The sequence below is a fragment of the Mesorhizobium sp. B1-1-7 genome, from assembly GCF_006442705.1.
In the GTDB taxonomy this organism is placed as follows: Bacteria; Pseudomonadota; Alphaproteobacteria; order Rhizobiales; family Rhizobiaceae; genus Mesorhizobium; species Mesorhizobium opportunistum.
The window spans coordinates 190435-209132 of record NZ_VFWQ01000011.1; the positions used below are offsets into that span (position 1 = coordinate 190435).

Consider the following 18698-nt stretch of genomic DNA (forward strand, 5'->3'; position numbering starts at 1 on the left):
GGGCGCCACGGGGACCGGTCAGGCAGGCTTCTGCAGCGCCTCCAGCGACCGCGCCATGTTCAGCCTGGCCTGCGGCTCGAAACGTTGGCGAAATTCCTCCGTGTGGAAGATGTGCGGACGGGCAAGGAAATTCGTTAGCACCGCGCCGCGGCCGGCACGCCACATCGGCTCCTCGACCCAGTCATATTCGCGCCGGACCGCGCGCTCATAGGCGTCGAAAGCATCCGGCCCGGCACCCAGGATCGACAGATCCATGTCGAGGAACAGGCTGGCGTCCCGCGTCGCCGTTGCGTCGTCGAACCGGGGCAGTTCATGCGTTGCGGTGGCCAGGATCATCGCTCTGATGCGGCTCAGGCGCCCGGCATCGATGCGGCCCGCGAGCCATTTCTCGGCAAGAGCCGCACTTTTGGCCTCATTGTTCTTGGCCTTGCTATCGTAGATGGCGTCGTGGAACCAGATTGCCGCCTCGACGGCCTGGGGGTCGCCGAGCAGCCGCCGATAGTCGCCAGCCAGCGCCAGCATCGCCTCGATATGGGCAAGGTTGTGGTAGTGGCGGCCCTTTGCCTGGTAGAGCGCCGAAAGCTCGGTTTTCACTGCATTGTCGATCAAGGGTTCGTTTTCCATGGCTGCTTGAATTCCTGCGAACCAAATCCATTTGACAGAGCACTAAGGAAAATTGAGTTCAATCGTGCTATGATCTGGCCTATATGTGCGGCCAGATAGCAGGCAGCACCACAGGCAAGCTAGCAGGACGCAGGACAAGACGTCGATGAACAGCATCAGCATTTCCCGCCAGAGCGCGTTGCAGCCGGTCGATCCGATCTGGCGTTCGATCCGTGACGAAGCGATGGAAGCGGTCAACCGTGATCCGCTGCTTGCCGCCTTCCTCTATTCGACGATCCTCAATCAGGAGAGCCTGGAAGAGGCCGTGATCCACCGGATCGCCGAGCGGCTCGCCCATCAGGACATCGGCTCCGACCTCATCCGCCAGACCTTCAAGTCGATGCTGGCCGATGACAAGGGCTGGCCGACCACGGTGCGCGTCGACATCCAGGCCTATTATGACCGCGACCCGGCCTGCGACCGGTTCATCATGCCGGTTCTCTATTTCAAGGGCTTTCACGCCATCCAGACCCATCGGCTGGCGCATTGGCTGTGGAACCAGGGCCGCAAGGATTTCGCGCTCTACCTGCAGAGCCGCTCGTCGTCGGTCTTCCAGACCGACATCAACCCAGCCGCGCGCATCGGCATGGGCATCTTCATCGATCACGCCACCGGCCTCGTCGTCGGCGAGACCGCGGTCATCGAGGACGACGTATCGATTCTGCACGGCGTGACGCTGGGCGGCACCGGCAAGGCCGGCGGCGACCGCCACCCCAAGATCCGCCGTGGTGTGCTGATCGGCGCCGGCGCCAAGATCCTCGGCAACATCGAGATAGGCCACTGCTCCAAGATCGCCGCGGGCTCGGTGGTGCTGTCACCGGTGCCGCACAACAAGACGGTTGCCGGCGTGCCGGCCCGTGTCGTTGGCGAGACCGGCTGCGATCAGCCTTCGCGCCAGATGGACCAGTTGCTGCCGTCGCAGACGATGGACCAGGTGGTCAGCTTCGATATCTGATTTTCCTCGCCGGCGCGCCGCCTTGGCGTGATCGCGATTTGCCCGGCGGCGCTGCGGCTTCCGGTGCAATACAGCGGGCTTGCCTTTACATCGCCATTGTCGACGTGCCAGAAGCGCCCTTCAAACCAGCAAGCCCGATGATCGGAGAAGACTGTTGAAGCCGGACGAAATCAGAAAGCTGGACGCCTATTTCAAGCGCGTCTTCCAGAACCCCAAGCTTGTGGTCAAGGCTCGGCCGCGCAAAGAGGATTCGGCCGAAGTCTATGTCGGTGAAGAGTTCCTCGGCATCGTCTTCAAGGATGAGGACGACGGCGACTACAATTTCTCGATGGCGATCCTCGACATCGATCTGGCCTGAGCCAGCTATTTTCATGGCGGGCCGCGTCGAGCGCGGCCGGCCTCGGCACCTGTCCGTCAGTGCCCGGTTTTCAGGATTCGCGCAGCCTCGTTCGTCATTGCCGCGTCGAGCGCCTGCCAATCATCGAGAAGCTCTTTCGGAAAACGATAGGTGAGGCTGAGATCCTCGCCGACATGGATATCCCGCTCGCAGGGCGCCAGCGATTCGCCGGCGCTCGGCCCGCTCAGGCATCGCGCCACGAAAGGAGCCTTGCCCTCCCGCTTGCCGACGACCAGCACCTCGTTCAGGTAGCCTGACTTCTCGTTGAAGCCGTAGACCGTCGTGCCGCCCGGCCCGGGAATGCCGGGCTGGACGATCAGCGCGCTGTAGATCGGCGCGAACCGGCCGCTCATGTCGCGCGACATCATCTGCTGTTCGAAGGACAGGAAAATGATGTTCTTGGCTGTCCCGGTGTGATTGAAGTCGTCGCTCGCCGCCGCACTGAAGCCGTCCATCTGCGGATAGCGAAGATAAAGGTCGAGACGCGAGGCGATGCCTTCGCGCCGGGCCTGGGCGAACCGGATGGTGTTGGCTGGAACGGCAATGACATTGTTGCCGATGACCACCTGATGGATGGTCGGATCGTCCGTATAGCCGGCCATGGCGATGGAGTGCCCGAACCATTTGCCGCCAAGGCTGATGGCGATCGACAGCAAGGCCAGCGCCGCGAAGGCGTAGAACACCCGCTTCATCAGCACGGAATCGACCACGGTGAGCTCGGGGCCGTCGGCGATCGTTGCCTGTTTCATCTCGGTCCTCGAATCCAGCTTGCCATGCGCCTTGGGTGTCCATCGGCGGCACACATCGCTCGGCACGGCTCTTGCAGCCTTGCTGAAACGACTGTGCGATTTCATGGTAAATGGAGGGTTAAGATGACTGATATGGAACCTTTCCTGTTCGCTTTTGTCGTCGGGCTGACGGTCTGCGGGCTGATCGGCTCGACGATGGAGCTGGTGTCAGGCCGGAAGGTCGCCTTCGCGGAACCCTATGTATCGCCCTCGCATGTGCTGCGCTCGCTGGCGGCGACCGCCGGCGCCGGGCCCTTCATGCTGATCAACGATGCCCTGGATGCCAGGCGCCTGAACCGCATTTCGACAGTGGCGCTCTTGTCGTGCGGTTGCACCGCGATTGCCTGGTCCCTGGCCCTGGGCGTAGTCGTGCTTGCCATTGCCTCATGGACGATCCGTCTCCTAGGGTCCGGCATTCCAGCCTGAAGGCGATTCGGAGGCCGACAATGCCGCTTTATGCGATCGATGGAACGGAACCCAGCTTCGTGGACGCCGGCTCGAACTGGATCGCACCCGATGCGACGCTGATCGGCAATGTCAGCGTCGGCCGCAACGCCGGGTTCTGGTTCGGCGTCGTCATCCGCGGCGACAATGAACCTGTTGTCATCGGCGCCGACACCAATGTGCAGGAACATACGGTCATGCACACCGATCCCGGCTTTCCGCTGATCATCGGCGAAGGCTGCACGATCGGCCACCGGGCGATGCTGCATGGCTGCACGATCGGCGACAACAGCCTGATCGGCATGGGCGCCATCGTGCTGAACGGAGCGAAGATCGGCAGGAATTGCCTGGTCGGAGCCGGTGCGCTGGTCACCGAAGGCAAGGAATTCCCGGACAATTCGCTGATCGTCGGCTCGCCCGCCAAGGCGATCAGGGTGCTGGACGACGCGGCAATCGCCAGGTTGCGCGGGTCGGCCGCGCATTACGTCGCCAACGGCAAACGCTTCAAGGCAGGGCTGAAGAAGGTTTGAGGCCAGTCTGGCTTGTTCCTGTTGCCGACAGTCGCAGCCCAATTCACCGTCCGCTAGAGTCGCGTCCGGCTATCGCATCACGCAACAATGAAGCACCGGCTTCGAAGCCTGCATTGTCGGCCTCCTCGACGGCTGTCGTATAGTTGTCGATGCGGGTTTCGAGCATCGGGTCGGCGCCTGCCGCCAAAAGCAGGCGGATTGCGTCGGCGCTACGAATGACCACTGAATAGTGAAGCGGTGTCCAGTCGTTCACGCCCCGCATGTTGGGATCGGCGCCACCATCGATCAACAGTCTGACGATTTCCAGTCGGTCGGTGCGGTCCGTGGACAGCGCGGCAATGATTGCCGGAAAGCCACCGTGATCCTGATAATTCGGATCGGAGCCCGCATCCAGCAAGGTCGAGATGAAGCCGACCGGGCTCCAATAGATCGCATATTCCAGCGGGTGGCCGAGGCCGAGTTCAAACGGCATGCGTTCGTTGAACCAGCGCGGCGAGTCGCCCAGGGCTTTGCCAAGGTCATCGAAGTCACCGGCCTTGAACGCGTCGTCGATCGCCTTGAACAGACGATGGCGCTCGCATCGATCTTCCGGGATTTCCAACATCACCGTGATCCAGGTGGCGAAATCAATGGCGTATAGTGCCTCCACCTGCTGCTCGTGGAAAGGTGGGTCGGGATGACACCATTGGCTCGACCGATCTTCGGGGCCGCCAAAGGTGATAGGTTGCTCAAGTGACCGCCAGAAATGGCGGAGCCGGCCCGGGGACGGGGCCGGCTCCTATGACCCGGTCGTTGGGGACGGGGAGGGTGGGGACTCGACCGGGTTTCTCCTGAAGCGCGTCCATTCGTGCGACGCGCTTGATCTCTGTTCTCTGTGCGCCTTTAGCGGACGCTGGCGACCGCGTCGGAGCGGCCGTCGTTGATCGTCACCCAAACGCCGGAATTCTCCGTCGATTGGCGCTTGAGATAGGTGTAGTCGGTGTCCGTCCAGGACAGCACCTTGGTTTGCAGATTGTCGAGAATGAACTCGCCGAGGCTGGTGCGCACGGTCAGCACGGCATGGCCGTCGCCGTTGGGCTGGCGGGCGACCGTCATCAGCAGGTCGCCGGCCGGCACGCCGATATCCATCAGCGCGCGGCGCTTTTCCAGCGCGTAGTCCTCGCAGTCGCCATAGCCATTGTCGGGATAGGCCCAGTATTCCTCGACACCGTAGTTTTCCATGTCGGTGCGCGGCTTGACGCGGGTGTTGACCGAATTGTTGATATTGATGATCGTTGCCCAGAGCTTGCGGGTCAGGTCGACCGGCGCTCCCTTGGGCGTCTTCTCGTTGCATTCGCCGGGAATGCGCTGGCAGAATTCATAATGGCCAACAGGCTGTGTGGTGCGGCCGCCGGTGTGCATATAGGCCGGTCCCGCGGCATATGCTGATCCCCAAGCGGAAAGCTGCATCGCCATTGCCAGCAGCAATAGCTTGCCCCTCGTTTTTTTCATTTCTAGTCTCCCCGTTCGAAGGAGACATTGCCACAGGTGGATTTATTTGACGCAAAGGCGCGAAGTAGATATTAAGTAAAACGCCCATAGAATAAACATAAAATTTGAATCATTTGAGTATTGAATTGTTTGGATTGCGGAAACCTGTCTTTCGAGGGCGCAGGCTGTCGAGAACCGCGATCTTGGGCTGTCCGGCAGGATCTCAGTTGCTGTGGCGCTGAACAAAAAACCGGCCGCGAAGGGCCGGTTCGATTGGGGCGTCCTGGCCTGGCCGACCCGGTCAGGCGCGCGGTGTGTTGAATTCGGAATCGAGCGTCTCGGGGCGCTGGATGACGGCGAATTCGATGGCGACGCCATCCTCGAAATGGCGAACGATCTGCCCGCGCATGGTGCCGAGCGTGACCTGGACGCCGATCGCCGGTTTGACGTCGATCTCGACCGCCGCGCCCGACAGCGACAGGTCGATGATCCGGCACTGATATTGGCGGCCGTCGGTGAGCTGCAGCACGCTGGTCGGATTGCGCGGTGCGACGCGCTCGTGGCGGCGGTCTTCCGGCAGGTCGAGCTCGTGCTTGTTGGCAAGCCAGGTCAATTGCGCGGCAAGCTTGTCCTTCTTGCGGTCGGACGCAATCACCGTCATCGCAAAGCCGTCCTGCAGGGTGCGTGTCACGACGCCTTCAATGCGGCCGATATGGTCGATATAGGCGATGACTTTCTCGCCGGGCATACCGATGCGATCGGTGCGAAACGCGACGTTGCCGGGCGACATGTCGACGACTTGGCAAGGGTGTTCGGTGCGGTCTTCCAGCATGAAGCGCCCGTATATCTTGACCCGGACGCGCTGAAAGTTACGCCTTTCAGCTTGGGACGGCGCGTAGTCGACCGCCGCTGACCTCATGTCTGCCTACACCCCGTTTGGCATTCCGCGCGTCGATGCGAGGAACTTCATCGCAGAACTACAACAAAGCGGGTTAACAAAGGGGAAAAGTGAGCCCGTTGGGCCGGCAGATCGTCAACTATTCCTCACGTCCGCCGTCGAACACGACGAGATGGCGGATGCGGCGCGCGCGGCCGAGTTCCGAGATCGTTTCGGGCGTGTCGATCTCGTCGGGAACGAGCGACGGAACGCTGATCGCAGGGCGGTTGTTGAGGAGTTCCTTTTCCGGGTCGATGACGCGGATCGAATCGATCAATGCGTCGGTGATCGGATCCGCGCCCAGCCAGAACGGCTTCTCCACGGCGCTGATCACGCCGAGGCAACGCGGGTTTTCGACACCGCCGTCAAGCGGCAGGGCAAGCAATTCGAACTTGTTGGAGCGGCCGTTGCGACTGAAGCCCTCGAAGGCGATCAGCACGACCGATTTCTGGTCGAAGACGCCATGGATCAGCCGCGATACCAGCCGCTGGTCTTTTTCGCGCCACAGCGACGGGAACGAGAACCCCTTGAGTTCGCGGCCATAACAGGCGCACAGCCTGGTGCCGGCCAGGCGAAACACGGGTTGCCCGCGCGTGTCCCGTTCCAGGATGAACGTATCGGCAAGCAGCGCTTTGATGTCGGCCGGCTCGACCTCCGACCGCTTCGGAGCGGGGCGTCCGTCACGCAGGCGGTTCCAATAGTGGAACAGCGTGATCGATCCGTTCTGGTTCATGCTATGCAGCTCCGCGCATTCTGTCGTCTGATGTCCCATCGGTGAACAGAAGGGCGCCCTCCGATGACCTACATGCGTTGCCGAGCAGGAAGCGTGCCAGCGTCGTTAACACTTGTTCACGGGTCGGGGCCGTTAAGGTTAACAAGTGGTTTACGTTGCGCCCGGGCGAGCCCTGTGGCACACCAAAACCACTCCAGAAGCGGTCGTTTTGCGACGATCGGCAGCACTTCAGTCAAGAGTTTTAGGGGAGCAGGGGGCTCGACCGGCCGTTCAAGGGAAACCTTGGACGGCTTCTTTTTTGATTCGCGCTGGGGCGATTCGCCCTTTGTGAGTTGGCTGCCAGTGGTCTAGATGCTCGCCCGACTAAATTCCCTGGATCGAGTGCTGGCGCTTATGAGCGAACCCGAAAGTCCCCCCGAAATGGAACAGGCCGGCCTGGAGCCGGAGCGGCGTCGCGAGCCGGTGTTCAACCTGCCGCCGGTCGTGCTCGCGATCATCGGCATCTGCGCGGCTGTCTTTCTGCTGCAGCAGTATGGGCTGAACGACACGCAGCAGATGACGCTGTTGTACGACGGGGCCTTCATTCCCGTCCTCTACACCGGACAATACGGCTTCGACTGGTTCCTGTTCACGCGGCCCTTCACCTATGCCTTCATGCATGGCGGTTTTGCCCATATCGCCATCAACATGGTCTGGCTCGCGGCTTTTGGCTCGCCGCTGGCCAATCGTCTGGGCGCACTCCGGTTCGCACTGTTCTTTGCCGTGACCGGACTGGCTTCCGTGGGCCTCTTCTGGGCGATGCATCCGTACGGAGAGGCGCCGCTGGTCGGCGCTTCCGGCGCCATATCGGGCATGATGGGTGCCGCGGCGCGTTTTGGCTTCCACACCGACCGTTCGGCCGGCAAGGCGGCTTTCGCGGGCCCGGTGCTGCCGGTCTCGATCGTGCTGCGCTCGCGCGGCGTCGTCATCTTCCTTGCCATGTGGATGATCATCAACCTCGCCACCGGCCTTCTTGGCTTCGCGCCGGGAACAGATGGCCAGATTGCCTGGGAGGCTCATATTGGCGGCTTTATCGCGGGCTTTTTCGGCCTGCGGTGGTTCGACAGAGGATGGCAGGCACCGGAATGGGAGAGCCTCGACCGCACTTGAAATGCAACCGATCACGGCGCACGATGTTCACTCTTGCGTGAGGCCGGTCTGGGCAGGGAACCGGCAGGCGAAGCAGAGGAGGACGCCATGACGGTTAAGGCAATTCTGGAAAGAAAAGGCCATGACGTGTTGACGCTCGGGCCGAACGAAAAGCTGAGCGAAGCCATCCGCATCCTGGCCGAACACAAGATCGGCGCGTTGGTCATCACCAACGGCGATCACAAGATCGTCGGCATCCTGTCCGAACGCGACATCGTGCGGGTGGTCGCCAGGGAAGGTGGCGCCGCGCTCGACATTCCCGTGCGCTCGGCCATGACGCCGAAGGTGAAGATCTGCAACGAGAACCACACCGTCAACGAGGTGATGGAGATCATGACCAGGGGGCGTTTCCGCCACCTGCCGGTGGAAAAGGACGGCCTGCTCGATGGCATCGTATCCATCGGCGACGTGGTCAAGCGCCGCATCGAGGATGTCGAGCGTGAGGCCGAGGAAATACGCGCCTACATCGCCACCGCCTGAGCGGCGAAGGAAACCGCCGGTCGGTATTCCGGCCGGCGGCACAAGGCTACCTGTTGTCGAGTTCGGAGCGGACGAGTTCAAGTCCGCGCCTTGTGATGTAGGGACCGCCACCCGACGACGAAACCGCCTTCTTGCGTTTCAGTTTTCGAAACAGGTCGAGATCGACGCCCGGATAATGCCAGCCGTCACGGGTCAGGCATTTGACGGAGGCGATCCGCTTCTTCTGGTTCTTTTCGATTTCAATGCGTCCGCCCTGCGCAAGCAGGTGCAGGATGCGCTGTTCAGTGCGCGAAATATCCATGGGAGAGTTTTCCGGGAAAACAAAAAAAGCCGCCGCCGCGGAGCTTCGCGGCACGGGGTTTCAGGTTTTCTGCCCTGCCTCGCTACGAGGTCAGGGCCTTACCGGGACCGAGCGTAAGTGGACATCCACTCTCCATTGGAATGGGAGTCCCATAGGCGAACAGGTCAGAAAAGGCCAGCCTGCGGCTTTGCGCTTGTCTCGCCGGGCGGTTTGCACTAGCGAAGGCCAACACCCAAATTCGCGAAAATCGCAATATTCGCGAGCTAGAAGCGCAGGCTACCATGACAATCATCGATACCCGCACGCCCGACGCAAAACGCCTGATCCCCGGCGCTACCGGTGACTGGGAGATCATCATCGGCCTCGAGGTCCATGCGCAGGTGACCTCGGAAGCAAAGCTGTTTTCCGGCGCCTCGACCACTTTCGGCGCGGCCCCCAACGCCAATGTCAGCCTGGTCGATGCGGCGATGCCCGGCATGCTGCCCGTCATCAACGAGGAATGCGTCAAGCAGGCGATCCGCACCGGCCTCGGCCTGAAGGCGCAGATCAACCACAAGTCGGTCTTCGACCGGAAGAATTATTTCTATCCCGATCTGCCCCAGGGCTACCAGATCTCGCAGTTCAAGCAGCCGATCGTCGGCGAGGGCACGGTGATCGTCTCCGTCGGTCCTGATCGCCAGGGCGAATTCGAGGACATCGAGGTGGGCATCGAACGCCTGCATCTGGAACAGGATGCCGGCAAGTCGATGCACGACCAGCATGCGACCATGTCCTATGTCGATCTCAACCGCTCGGGCGTAGCGCTGATGGAAATCGTCTCCAAGCCCGACATGCGCTCCGCCGACGAGGCCAAGGCCTACGTCACCAAGCTGCGCACCATCGTGCGCTATCTCGGCACCTGCGACGGCAACATGGACGAAGGCTCGATGCGCGCCGACGTCAATGTCTCCGTGCGCAAGCCCGGCGGCGAATTCGGCACGCGCTGCGAGATCAAGAACGTCAACTCGATCCGCTTCATCGGCCAAGCCATCGACTATGAGGCGAGGCGCCAGATCGCCATCCTCGAGGATGGCGGCAAGATCGACCAGGAGACGCGTCTGTTCGATGCGGTCAAGGGCGAGACGCGCTCCATGCGCACCAAGGAAGAGGCGCACGACTACCGCTATTTCCCCGATCCGGATCTTCTGCCGCTCGAGTTCGACCAGGCCTATGTCGATGCGCTGGCCAAGGAGTTGCCGGAGCTGCCCGACGCCAAGAAGGCGCGGCTGATCGCCTCGCTCGGCCTCTCGACCTATGATGCCTCGATCCTGGTCTCGGAAAAGCCGATCGCCGATTATTTCGAGAAGGTGGCCGCCGGTCGCGACGGCAAGCTCGCCGCCAACTGGGTCATCAACGATCTGCTCGGGCAACTGAACAAGGCCGGCCAGGGTATTGAAAACGCTCCGGTTTCGCCCGATCAGCTTGGTGCTGTCATCGACCTGATCAAGGACGGCACGATCTCCGGCAAGATCGCCAAGGATCTGTTCGAGATCGTCTGGAACGAGGGCGGCGATCCGCGCCAGCTGGTCGAGAGCCGCGGCATGAAGCAGGTCACCGACACCGGCGCCATCGAGAAGGCCGTCGACGAGGTGATCGCAGCCAATCCTGATAAGGTCGAGCAGGCGCGCGCCAAGCCGACGATGGCCGGCTGGTTCGTCGGCCAGGTGATGAAGGCAACGGGCGGCAAGGCCAACCCGCAGGCGGTCAACGACCTGGTCAAGGCCAAGCTCGGCATAGAGTAAGGCTATGTTCGTCCGCACCGCAGGGAATCGTGACCTTGCTGCCATCCGGGCGTTGCTGGTCGAAACCTGGCACGCGACCTATGACGCCATCTATGGCGTCGAGCGGGTCACCGCGATCACCGAGGAATGGCATTCGATCGCCGCGCTGAAGGCGCGGCTGACCAAGCCCAACAGCGAATTCCTCGTCGCCGATGACGGCAAGCGCATTGGCGGCGTGGCTTTTGCCGAAAGCGTCGATGGCGGAGACCTGGTTGTCCTGAAACAGCTCTACGTGCTTCCAACCCTGCAGGGCAGGGGCATCGGCGGCATGCTCCTCGACGAGGTCATCGAATGCTTCCCCGAAGCCCGGGCCGTCCGTCTGGAGGTGGAGAAGCGGAACACGCACGCCATCGCCTTCTACGAGGCGAATGGCTTCGTGCGGTCCGGCGATGCCGGCGAACGCGCACGCGCCACTGGTGAGGCGACGCTCGTCTATCACCGGCCGCTCGCCGGCTGATTCTTTCCGGCGGACCGGCCTGGATCACCTTCGCGCGAGCGGCGTTGTGGAGGGGCTGTTTTCGTTTGACGCCCCTTGGCTCCGGCCCCAAAGCTGCCTCAGCTGACCGTGCGGAAGCCGGAATGAACCGGCACGCAAGGCGGCGTTGGGGGGATCATGCCAAGCTTGCCGGAACTGATGCCGACACAGGTGTCGGACGAAACTTTTGGTGGCGTCACCTATCATATAGCGGGCGAGCTGGTGCCCGTGCTTTCCGTCGATGTGACGCAGATGCCGGTCTATTTCGAGCACCACATCCTTTTGTGGAAGAACTCCACCATCACCATCGGGCTGAAATCGCTGAAGGGCGCGCTGAAGCGCATGATGGCAGGCATGCAGATCTTCGTCACCGAGGCGTCGGGGGCGGGCATCATCGCCTTCAGCCGCGACGGGCCTGGCCACATCGTGCCGATCCATCTCAGGCGCGGCGAGGAGATCCAGGTGCGCGAACACCAGTTTCTCGCCGCCACCGGCAATGTCGACTACACGTTCGAGCGGGTGCGCGGCCTGGCGACGATGCTGTTCGGACAGAGCGGTTTTTTCATCGACCGGTTTCGCGGCGATGCCGGCGAAGGCATCGTCTGGCTGCACGGCTACGGCAATGTCTTCGAAAAGACGCTTGCACCAGGCGAGACCATCGACATCGAGCCGGGCGGCTGGCTGTTCAAGGACACCTCGGTCAAGATGGAAACCAAGATCGACCGCCTGTCGAGCGGCTTCTTCGGCGCCAACATGAATTTCATCGTCAACCGCTTCACCGGCCCGGGCCGGGTGGGCATCCAGTCGATGTACCTGCATATGCCGACCGAGGAATAGGCGGCGACCGGAGTTTCAGGCCCCGCAGCGTGAGCGCACGGGCGGCGACAATTCGCGGATCATGCCGCACTAGCCGTCGGTTGTTACATCAGGCGGAGGCAATTTCCACATTGTCGATCAACCTGGTTTTTCCAAGCCAGGCGGCGGCGAGAACGCGGCCTGCGCGCTCGCGCCGCCATGGCCCGAGCGTCAGGCTCTCACGGGCCTCGACATAGTCGACCGTCTGGAAGCCGGCGGCGATCAAGGTGCTGCGGGTTTCGGCGACTGTGTCTTTCTGGCCCGCGCCCGCCGCCAGCGCCGCTGCTGTCTTGTGCAGGATCACGTTGAGCTGGCGAGCGATCTGGAGTTCGGCCTCGCCGAGATAGGCGTTGCGAGACGACATGGCGAGGCCATGCGGATCGCGTATGGTCGGTGCGCCAATGATCTCGACGGGCAGGTCTAGGTCTCGGCAGAGCTGCCTGACGACGCAAAGCTGCTGATAGTCTTTTTCGCCAAAGACGGCAAAGTCGGGCGTTGCCTGAAGGAACAGCTTGGCCACCACGGTGGCAACGCCATCGAAAAAGGTGGGGCGAAAATCCGATTCGAGCCCGGCGGACGGGCCGCCGACCGAAATCCTGGTGGCAAAGCCGGCGGGATACATCGCATCGACAGTCGGTGTGAAGGCAAGATCGGCCCTGGCCGTCGCCAGCATATCGAGATCGCGGGCGAGCTGACGCGGGTACTTGTCGAGATCCTCGCTCGGCGCGAACTGCGCCGGGTTGACGAAGATCGACACCACGCAGCGCTCGGCTCTTTCGCGTGCGATTCTGATCAGGGAGAGATGCCCTTCATGCAACGCGCCCATGGTCGGCACCATGGCGACGCGAAGCCCATCGCGCCGCCAGTCACGGATCCGCGCGCGAAGGGCGGCAACGCTGTCGACGACGTCAAGCCGGCTCATGCGTCATCTCCGCCACTCGTGTTCGTGCGGGAAAAGAGTTTTGAATTCGAAAAGACATGGGCAGGACCGGGAAATGTCCGGCTTCGCACCTCTAGTGCGTAGCGCTCGGCGGCATGCGCGATCACGCTGCGCAGATCGGCATATTCCTTGACGAATTTCGGCACGCGATCGACGGTCAGTCCGACCATATCGTCGATGACCAGGATCTGGCCGTCGCATTCGGCGCTGGCGCCGATGCCGATGGTAGGAATGGCGATGCGGCGCGTGATGTCGGCGGCGGCCGCCTCGATGGTGCCTTCGATGACCACCGAGAACGCACCGGCCTTTTCGACGGCCAGCGCGTCCGCCACCAGCGCCGCGACATTCTCGTCAGTGCGGCCCTTGATCTTGTAGCCACCCTCCTTCTCCACCGATTGCGGCAGCAGGCCAATATGGCCCATGACCGGAATGCCGGTGGCCACGATCGCGGCGATCCGTCCGGCCATGTCGACGCCGCCTTCCAGCTTGACTGCCTGGCAGCCGGTTTCGTCGACGATGCGCCGCGCCGAGGCAACGGCCTGTGCCGCTGAATCCTCATAGGTGCCGGCCGGCATGTCGACGACCACGCAGGCCCTGGCGGAGCCGCGCATCACGGCCTGCCCATGCGCGATCATCATCTCGAGCGAGGCGCCCAGCGTCGTCTGATGGCCATGCAGGACCATGGCGACGCTGTCACCGACCAGAAGCAGGTCGACATGGGGATCAAGCAGGCGGGCGACGGGATAGGTGTAGGCCGTGAGGCAAACGAGAGGCGTACCTCCCTTGCGCTGGCGAATCAGGCTTGGACTGACGCGGTTGTCGGTGGTCGGCAATTCCGTGGCCAATCGTCACCTCCGTTGGGCTCGCGGTCAGTTTGGATACTGCCGCGCGGACCACGCCGAGCTTTAGAAACACCGGGAAGACTTGGCAAGCGCGCATCCCGTTATGTGGAAAGATCACAAGTCGGTGTCGATCCCGGGCGCGCCATTTGTGCGCTCTATACGGCAAAACCCTTGCCTTCCCGAAGGCCTGACGCCATAAGCAGGAAACAGGCGCCGCCAGCGCGAGGGTTCTGAGATGAAGACTTTCCTGACGCAATTTTTCACCTGGTGGAACAGCCAGACGCTGGGAACGCGCCTGCACACCTGGCGGTACGGCAAGAGGGTCGGCCAGGACGAGACAGGTAACGTCTATTACGAAGGGGGTGTCGATTCGGAAGGCCGCACGCGCCGCTGGGTGATCTACCGCAACTATTCGGAAGCTTCGGCCATTCCGCCCGGCTGGCACGGCTGGATTCACCACCGGGTCGATGTCGCGCCACCGAGCGACGACTACAAGCCGCGCGATTGGCAGAAGTCGCATCAGCCCAATCTGACCGGAACACCGGCGGCCTATCGCCCGAAGGGCTCGGTGCTGACCAACCAGCACCGCCCGCAGGTTACCGGCGACTACGACGCCTGGACGCCCGGGTCGTAACGGCCCGGCTCGTAACGGCGCCCCGACTTGTCACAGCACGAAGTGCAGGCAGGTCCTTTATCGCCACAATTGGTGTTTAGCTGCTTGCTCATCAGAAAACGGCGAATAGCCTTGGCGATCGACGGAATCACCTGGGCGCGAACCACCGGTACCCTTGCATGAGCTTTTTCAACCGAATCTCGACAGGCGGCCTGACGGTAGCCGCCAGCCTCGCCGTCAGCACCGCCGCCTTTGCCGCGTCGCCCGCACCTGCGGCACCTGCGCCGGCTCCGCCCGCGGGATCGGACCGCATCACCAACCCGGTTGCCGAGTTCGCCGGCATCGACAAGATCACCGGCCGCATCATCACCTTCGATGTCTATATCGACGAGACGGTGCAGTTCGGCGCTTTGCAGGTGACGCCGCGTGTCTGCTATTCCCGGCCGCAGAACGAGGAGCCGAAGACGGACTCCTTCGTCGAGGTCGACGAGATCACGCTGGACCGCAAGATTCGCCGCATCTTCACCGGCTGGATGTTTGCCGAAAGCCCGGGTCTTAACGCCGTCGAACATGCCGTCTATGACGTCTGGCTGAAGGCGTGCAAGCAGAAGTCCGATGTGCCGGCGCCGGATGCCACCAAACCGGACGCCACCAAGGCCGACGCTTCGAAGCCGGCTGCCGCCAAGCCGAACGCTGAGGTCAGCCCGGATGTGGAACAGCCCGATCCCACAGAGCCGGACACCACCGACACAAACTGATCCCCGGGAACCGTCATGGTCATCATGCGTTGGGCCACGGACGACCGCGCATCGATGCGCCCGGAGGACAGTCCGATGTCGGACAGCAAGCGGATCACTGCCAGCAAGAAAGAGTTGCTCGAACTCGAAAAAGGCTTCTGGACGGGCGATGCCGCTTATTATGCGGCCAATGTCGACACGGAGTGCCTGGTGGCATTTCCGCGGATGGCACGAGCGATGGACAATGCCGATCTGGCCAAGACGGCGACCAATCCCAACCGATGGCGCGACCTCGATATCGAGCTCAAGGGCATAATCGAGCCGGGCAGTGACGTCATCATGCTGACCTACGAGGCGCATGCGACGCGGGAGAACGGCGAACCCTATGCCGCGCTGGTCAGCACCGGCTACGTCCACCGCGTCAACGGCTGGAAGATGATGTTCCATTCGCAGACCCCGATTGAGGCCGCGGCCGATAAGGCTTGATCCCTACGGAAAGAAGACCGCTTCGCCCTTCAGGGCCTCGGCCAGCATCTTCTCGTATTTGCCGCGCGGCACGTCGACGGCGCCGAAGCGCTTGAGGTGCTCGGTGGTGAACTGTGTATCGAGCAGCGCGAAGCCGCGTGCCTTCAAGCGTTCGACGAGATGCACGAGGCAGGTCTTCGACGCGTCCGTCTCCTTGGAAAACATGCTTTCGCCGAAAAACACCCGCCCCAGCGACACGCCATAGAGGCCGCCGACCAGCCGCTCCTCGCGCCAGGCCTCGACCGAATGGCAATGGCCCATGCGGTGCAGTTGTACATAGGCTTCGCGGATCGGCGCGTTGATCCAGGTGGAGCGGCGCTCCTCGCGCTTTTCGGCGCAGCCGTCGATCGTCGCCTCGAAGTCGAAGTCGAAGCGGATGTCGAACAGGTTTTTGCGGACTGTCTTCCTCAGGCTCTTCGGCGTGTGGAACCCGTGCAGCGGAATGATGCCGCGCGTTTCCGGCCGCACCCAGAACACCTCCGGGTCGGCAGCGCTTTCGGCCATGGGAAAGACGCCCGAGGCGTATGCCTTGAGCAGGAGGTCCGTGGGGATGCGATAGCCAGGCGCGTAAGGGCGGGTCATCGCGTCCCCGGACTACTCTTCCTTGGCCAGGTATTTTTCCAGCCAGTGGATGTCATAGTCGCCATTGGCGATGTCGGCATTGCCGACCAGATCGCGAAACAGCGGCAAGGTTGTCTTGATGCCGTCGACGACGAATTCGTCGAGCGCGCGGCGCAGCCGCATCATGCACTCGACGCGATTGCGGCCATGCACGATCAGCTTGCCGATCAGGCTGTCGTAGTAGGGCGGGATCCTGTAGCCGGAATACACGCCGGAATCGACGCGGATGCCGAGGCCGCCAGGCGTGTGGAAATGCGTGATGGTGCCTGGCGAGGGCGTGAAGGTACGCGGATCCTCGGCATTGATGCGGCACTCGATGGCGTGGCCGTTGAACTTGATGTCTTCCTGCCTCACCGAAAGTCCGCCGCCGGAGGCGACCCGGATCTGCTCGTGGACGAGATCGATGCCGGTGATCGCTTCCGTCACCGGATGCTCCACCTGCAGGCGCGTGTTCATCTCGATGAAATAGAACTCGCCGTTCTCGTACAGGAATTCGATCGTTCCGGCGCCCGAATAGCCGAGATCGGCAATGGCCGTGGCGCAGATGCTGCCGATACGGGACCGCTCCTCGGCGTTGAGAGCCGGCGAATTGGCCTCTTCCCAGACCTTCTGGTGGCGCCGTTGCAGCGAGCAGTCGCGCTCGCCGAAATGCACGCCGCGGCCAAAGCCGTCGCCGAACACTTGCACCTCGATGTGACGCGGCTTCTGCAGGTATTTCTCGATGTAGACGGCGTCGTCGCCGAAGGCGGCGCCCGCTTCCGAGCGCGCCGTCTGCAAGGCGACCTCGAGGTCGGCCTCGGTATGGGCAACCTTCATGCCGCGTCCGCCGCCGCCGGCCGATGCCTTGATGATCACCGGATAGCCGATCTCGGCGGCGATGCGCTTGGCTTCCTTTTCCTCGGTCACCGCACCGTCGGAACCCGGCACCACGGGAATGCCGAGGCGCTTGGCGGTGCGCTTGGCCTCGATCTTGTCGCCCATGATGCGGATATGGTCGCCGGACGGGCCGATGAAGGTGATGTTGTGGGCTGCCAGGATATCGGCGAACTTGGCGTTCTCCGACAGGAAGCCGTAGCCCGGATGCACGGCGTCGGCGCCGGTGATCTCGCAGGCCGCGACGATCTGGTGGATGTTGAGATAGCTGTCGCGCGACGGCGGCGGGCCGATGCACACGCTCTCGTCGGCAAGCCTGACATGCATGGCGTCGGCGTCGGCGGTCGAATGCACCACAACGGTCTGGATGCCGAGTTCCTTGCAGGCGCGCAGCACCCGAAGGGCGATTTCGCCGCGATTGGCGATGAGGATCTTTTGGAACATCCGGCCCGCTCTACTCGATCACGACAAGCGGCATGCCGTATTCGACCGGCGTCGCGTCCTCGAACAGGATCGCCGTCACCGTGCCGGCGCGCGGCGAGGGGATCTGGTTCATCGTCTTCATCGCTTCGATGATCAGCAGCGTCTGGCCTTCCTTGACCTTCTGGCCGATCTCGATGAACGGCTTGGCGTCCGGTGAGGGCGCCAGATAGGCGGTGCCGACCATCGGTGAGGCCACCGCGTTCTTCGACACATCCGCGGCCGCCGGGGCCGAGGCCACGGGCAGAGCGGCTGCCGCTGGCGCATAGGCGGGTTGGGGGGCCGCAATCGCGTGGACGGCGGGCGCCTGCCGCGACACGCGCACCTTCAGGTCGCCCAGTTCAACCTCGATCTCGGTCAGGTTGGTGTCGTTCAGTATGCCCGCCAGATCGCGGATCAGCTGCTGGTCAACACCGGTCTTCTTTATCGACATTTTCGAGCCTTCTGTTTGTGGGCCGGTCATAGGCGCGCGGCCAGCGCCTGCAGCGCCAGCGTGTAGCCGAGCGGCCCAAAGCCACAGATCATGCCGACGGCGACCGGCGCGACCATGGAGACATGGCGGAATGGTTCCCGCGCGTGGATGTTGGAAAGATGAACTTCGGCGACCGGCAGCGGCGCGACCGAGCGGATGGCGTCATGGATCGCGATCGAGGTGTGGCTGTAGGCGCCTGGATTGATGACGATGCCGGCAGCCTTGTCTCCGGCTTCCTGGATCCAGTCGACGAGGTCGCCCTCATGGTTGGACTGGCGGAAATCGATCTCGATCCCAAGCGACGCGCCCGCCTGCTTGCAGTCGTCGGCGATCGCGGCAAGCGTCTTGCCGCCATAGATGCCCGGCTCGCGCTTGCCGAGCGCGTTGAGATTGGGACCGTTCAGGACGAAAACCGTTTTCAAAAAAGCCGACCTTTTTCGGCGCCGGCGTCAAGCCTGCGCGCTGGGCCTCTATACCGGGCATAGTCGCCCGCGGAAAGAGCGCAAGTGCGTTCTTTCACTGTCCACAACAGGCCGAAATGCACCCGTGATGAAAATCG

25 protein-coding genes are annotated in these 18698 nt (G+C 62.6%); 12 read left to right on the forward strand and 13 right to left on the reverse strand.

The genetic code is table 11. The annotated features are described in order from the left end of the window. Nucleotides 1-18 precede the first annotated feature (18 nt). Nucleotides 19-624, reverse strand: a complete 606-nt coding sequence (locus tag FJ978_RS20495; RefSeq protein ID WP_140573522.1) for a hypothetical protein — start codon at nucleotides 622-624, stop codon at nucleotides 19-21. 145 nt (nucleotides 625-769) lie between these two features. On the opposite strand from FJ978_RS20495, the gene cysE reads away from it, so the two are divergent. Together cysE and FJ978_RS20505 are read left to right on the forward strand one after the other, a co-directional pair. Beyond that, nucleotides 770-1618 (forward strand): serine O-acetyltransferase, encoded by an 849-nt coding sequence (cysE, locus tag FJ978_RS20500; protein ID WP_140573524.1) that lies wholly within the window; start codon nucleotides 770-772, stop codon nucleotides 1616-1618. A gap of 154 nt (nucleotides 1619-1772) precedes the next feature. After that, entirely contained in the window at nucleotides 1773-1976 is a 204-nt protein-coding gene (locus FJ978_RS20505; protein ID WP_023764279.1) for a DUF3126 family protein, read from the forward strand. Between the two features lie 56 nt (nucleotides 1977-2032). On the opposite strand, the gene FJ978_RS20510 is transcribed toward FJ978_RS20505, so the two are convergent. Beyond that, nucleotides 2033-2764 carry a hypothetical protein gene (locus FJ978_RS20510; RefSeq protein ID WP_140573526.1) on the reverse strand — a complete coding sequence of 244 codons (732 nt, stop codon included), beginning with the start codon at nucleotides 2762-2764 and terminating at the stop codon, nucleotides 2033-2035. A gap of 123 nt (nucleotides 2765-2887) precedes the next feature. Here FJ978_RS20510 and FJ978_RS20515 point away from each other — a divergent pair, with 123 nt between their 5' ends. Then, on the forward strand, nucleotides 2888-3229 hold the full coding sequence (locus FJ978_RS20515) for a hypothetical protein (RefSeq protein WP_140573528.1): 342 nt from the start codon (nucleotides 2888-2890) through the stop codon (nucleotides 3227-3229). Between the two features lie 20 nt (nucleotides 3230-3249). Beyond that, nucleotides 3250-3777, forward strand: coding sequence for a gamma carbonic anhydrase family protein (locus FJ978_RS20520; RefSeq protein ID WP_140573530.1), 528 nt, complete (start codon nucleotides 3250-3252; stop codon nucleotides 3775-3777). Between the two features lie 43 nt (nucleotides 3778-3820). On the opposite strand, the gene FJ978_RS20525 is transcribed toward FJ978_RS20520, so the two are convergent. From FJ978_RS20525 to FJ978_RS20540, 4 genes are all read right to left on the reverse strand, one after another. Then, nucleotides 3821-4426, reverse strand: a complete 606-nt coding sequence (locus FJ978_RS20525; RefSeq protein ID WP_246678171.1) for an ankyrin repeat domain-containing protein — start codon at nucleotides 4424-4426, stop codon at nucleotides 3821-3823. Nucleotides 4427-4659: 233 nt separating this feature from the next. Further along, nucleotides 4660-5268, reverse strand: a complete 609-nt coding sequence (locus FJ978_RS20530) for a transglutaminase-like cysteine peptidase (protein ID WP_013895777.1) — start codon at nucleotides 5266-5268, stop codon at nucleotides 4660-4662. A gap of 280 nt (nucleotides 5269-5548) precedes the next feature. Next, a complete protein-coding gene (locus FJ978_RS20535; RefSeq protein ID WP_013895776.1) occupies nucleotides 5549-6166 on the reverse strand; it encodes a PilZ domain-containing protein in 618 nt (205 codons plus the stop codon). A gap of 118 nt (nucleotides 6167-6284) precedes the next feature. Beyond that, complete coding sequence (locus FJ978_RS20540; protein WP_140573532.1) at nucleotides 6285-6917, reverse strand: PAS domain-containing protein; 633 nt, start codon at nucleotides 6915-6917, stop codon at nucleotides 6285-6287. A 393-nt stretch (nucleotides 6918-7310) separates the two neighbouring features. On the opposite strand from FJ978_RS20540, the gene FJ978_RS20545 reads away from it, so the two are divergent. Together FJ978_RS20545 and FJ978_RS20550 are read left to right on the forward strand one after the other, a co-directional pair. Further along, nucleotides 7311-8066 carry a rhomboid family intramembrane serine protease gene (locus FJ978_RS20545; RefSeq protein ID WP_013895774.1) on the forward strand — a complete coding sequence of 252 codons (756 nt, stop codon included), beginning with the start codon at nucleotides 7311-7313 and terminating at the stop codon, nucleotides 8064-8066. A gap of 87 nt (nucleotides 8067-8153) precedes the next feature. Beyond that, nucleotides 8154-8585, forward strand: a complete 432-nt coding sequence (locus FJ978_RS20550) for a CBS domain-containing protein (protein WP_013895773.1) — start codon at nucleotides 8154-8156, stop codon at nucleotides 8583-8585. A 46-nt stretch (nucleotides 8586-8631) separates the two neighbouring features. On the opposite strand, the gene FJ978_RS20555 is transcribed toward FJ978_RS20550, so the two are convergent. Beyond that, on the reverse strand, nucleotides 8632-8886 hold the full coding sequence (locus tag FJ978_RS20555) for a YjhX family toxin (protein WP_140573534.1): 255 nt from the start codon (nucleotides 8884-8886) through the stop codon (nucleotides 8632-8634). A 281-nt stretch (nucleotides 8887-9167) separates the two neighbouring features. Here FJ978_RS20555 and gatB point away from each other — a divergent pair, with 281 nt between their 5' ends. From gatB to FJ978_RS20575, 3 genes are all read left to right on the forward strand, one after another. Next, nucleotides 9168-10667 carry an Asp-tRNA(Asn)/Glu-tRNA(Gln) amidotransferase subunit GatB gene (gatB, locus tag FJ978_RS20565; RefSeq protein ID WP_140573536.1) on the forward strand — a complete coding sequence of 500 codons (1500 nt, stop codon included), beginning with the start codon at nucleotides 9168-9170 and terminating at the stop codon, nucleotides 10665-10667. Between the two features lie 4 nt (nucleotides 10668-10671). Then, nucleotides 10672-11163: a GNAT family N-acetyltransferase gene (locus FJ978_RS20570; protein ID WP_140573538.1), complete on the forward strand. Its 492-nt coding sequence runs from the start codon at nucleotides 10672-10674 to the stop codon at nucleotides 11161-11163. 156 nt (nucleotides 11164-11319) lie between these two features. Next, on the forward strand, nucleotides 11320-12018 hold the full coding sequence (locus FJ978_RS20575) for an AIM24 family protein (RefSeq protein ID WP_140573540.1): 699 nt from the start codon (nucleotides 11320-11322) through the stop codon (nucleotides 12016-12018). Between the two features lie 88 nt (nucleotides 12019-12106). Here the strand turns inward: FJ978_RS20575 and panC are convergent, their stop codons facing one another. Both panC and panB read right to left on the reverse strand, forming a co-directional pair. Further along, nucleotides 12107-12958 carry a pantoate--beta-alanine ligase gene (gene panC / locus FJ978_RS20580; protein WP_140573542.1) on the reverse strand — a complete coding sequence of 284 codons (852 nt, stop codon included), beginning with the start codon at nucleotides 12956-12958 and terminating at the stop codon, nucleotides 12107-12109. Next, nucleotides 12955-13821, reverse strand: coding sequence for a 3-methyl-2-oxobutanoate hydroxymethyltransferase (gene panB, locus FJ978_RS20585; RefSeq protein ID WP_140573544.1), 867 nt, complete (start codon nucleotides 13819-13821; stop codon nucleotides 12955-12957). The genes panC and panB overlap by 4 nt, the downstream gene beginning before the upstream one ends. Before the next feature lie 232 nt (nucleotides 13822-14053). Between panB and FJ978_RS20590 the strand changes: the two genes are divergently transcribed. The 3 genes from FJ978_RS20590 to FJ978_RS20600 all read left to right on the forward strand — a co-directional run bounded on the left by FJ978_RS20590 (nucleotide 14054) and on the right by FJ978_RS20600 (nucleotide 15654). Then, nucleotides 14054-14452 (forward strand): NADH:ubiquinone oxidoreductase subunit NDUFA12, encoded by a 399-nt coding sequence (locus FJ978_RS20590; protein WP_140573546.1) that lies wholly within the window; start codon nucleotides 14054-14056, stop codon nucleotides 14450-14452. A 158-nt stretch (nucleotides 14453-14610) separates the two neighbouring features. Further along, on the forward strand, nucleotides 14611-15189 hold the full coding sequence (locus FJ978_RS20595) for a DUF2155 domain-containing protein (RefSeq protein ID WP_140573548.1): 579 nt from the start codon (nucleotides 14611-14613) through the stop codon (nucleotides 15187-15189). A gap of 75 nt (nucleotides 15190-15264) precedes the next feature. Beyond that, nucleotides 15265-15654, forward strand: a complete 390-nt coding sequence (locus tag FJ978_RS20600; protein ID WP_140573627.1) for a hypothetical protein — start codon at nucleotides 15265-15267, stop codon at nucleotides 15652-15654. Nucleotides 15655-15657: 3 nt separating this feature from the next. On the opposite strand, the gene aat is transcribed toward FJ978_RS20600, so the two are convergent. The 4 genes from aat to aroQ are packed head-to-tail and all read right to left on the reverse strand — an operon-like array spanning nucleotide 15658 to nucleotide 18561. Further along, entirely contained in the window at nucleotides 15658-16275 is a 618-nt protein-coding gene (aat, locus tag FJ978_RS20605; RefSeq protein ID WP_013895763.1) for a leucyl/phenylalanyl-tRNA--protein transferase, read from the reverse strand. A gap of 12 nt (nucleotides 16276-16287) precedes the next feature. After that, nucleotides 16288-17631 (reverse strand): acetyl-CoA carboxylase biotin carboxylase subunit, encoded by a 1344-nt coding sequence (gene accC, locus FJ978_RS20610; protein WP_013895762.1) that lies wholly within the window; start codon nucleotides 17629-17631, stop codon nucleotides 16288-16290. Nucleotides 17632-17641: 10 nt separating this feature from the next. Continuing rightward, the gene (gene accB / locus FJ978_RS20615; protein ID WP_013895761.1) at nucleotides 17642-18100 is read right to left on the reverse strand and encodes an acetyl-CoA carboxylase biotin carboxyl carrier protein; all 459 of its coding nucleotides are present in this window, start codon (nucleotides 18098-18100) and stop codon (nucleotides 17642-17644) included. Nucleotides 18101-18126: 26 nt separating this feature from the next. Continuing rightward, complete coding sequence (gene aroQ, locus FJ978_RS20620; protein WP_013895760.1) at nucleotides 18127-18561, reverse strand: type II 3-dehydroquinate dehydratase; 435 nt, start codon at nucleotides 18559-18561, stop codon at nucleotides 18127-18129. Nucleotides 18562-18698 lie beyond the last annotated feature (137 nt).